Raw genomic sequence first — 656 nt, forward strand, 5'->3', positions numbered from 1 at the left:
AGCGCGTCCATCACGGCCCCATAAGAGCAGCCCGCATGGCAATGCACCAATATACGACCATCGACCCCCACGCCCAGGCTTAGACTGGGCGACCGGTCTTCATGGGCGGGACAACAGGCAAGCCCGCTTTGACCGCGCCAAGTTCCGCCAAGTGTGCGGGTGATGTGTTCAGCCAGGATCATCGCGTCACCTCGCAGGGAAACCGCTCGGGTAAAGCGTCCATGAATGGATGCTGAGGGGCGTTGTGAGCGTGTTGAAGCCGGATCAGCGCTGTTTTGGTGGTGTAGTAGCCAATATTGCGCCAAGCCGCCCCCAACACGGATGTTTTGAAGCGCTGCTTTTGCAAGACCCATTGCAGCCCGTGACGACAGACGATGACCCGATACTGCCCCATGCGGAATAGCTCGGACCGGTAGTTATCGGATGTTTCGCGGACGCTCAGATCAACGGAGCGCGACACTGTGCAATTGTGCATGTTCATTGAAACACCTCGCCCAGGCTACGCGCTTCAAACCAAGCCTCAATGTCGATGGCCCGCCAGCCCACCGCGCGCTTGCCCAGCTTGATCGGCTTGGGGAATGTCCCCTCGGCCATCATCGCGTAAAGCGTCGAGCGTGACAGCCCGACCAATTGTTCCACATCCGGGCGTCGATAGA

General features: G+C 59.3%; 2 protein-coding genes and 1 pseudogene. All 3 read right to left on the minus strand.

Annotated features, from left to right (window positions below):
• Nucleotides 1-182, minus strand: a pseudogene (locus MUY21_RS15960) (hypothetical protein); the annotation flags it as partial.
• Nucleotides 179-481 (minus strand): hypothetical protein, encoded by a 303-nt coding sequence (locus MUY21_RS15965; RefSeq protein WP_248411264.1) that lies wholly within the window; start codon nucleotides 479-481, stop codon nucleotides 179-181. The pseudogene MUY21_RS15960 and the gene MUY21_RS15965, both read right to left, overlap by 4 nt.
• Entirely contained in the window at nucleotides 478-639 is a 162-nt protein-coding gene (locus MUY21_RS15970; protein ID WP_348984599.1) for an AlpA family phage regulatory protein, read from the minus strand. Before MUY21_RS15970 ends, MUY21_RS15965 begins: the two co-directional genes overlap by 4 nt.
• Nucleotides 640-656: the final 17 nt, after the last annotated feature.

The organism is Aliiroseovarius sp. S2029 (assembly GCF_023195575.1).
GTDB classification, from domain to species: domain Bacteria; phylum Pseudomonadota; class Alphaproteobacteria; order Rhodobacterales; family Rhodobacteraceae; genus Aliiroseovarius; species Aliiroseovarius zhejiangensis.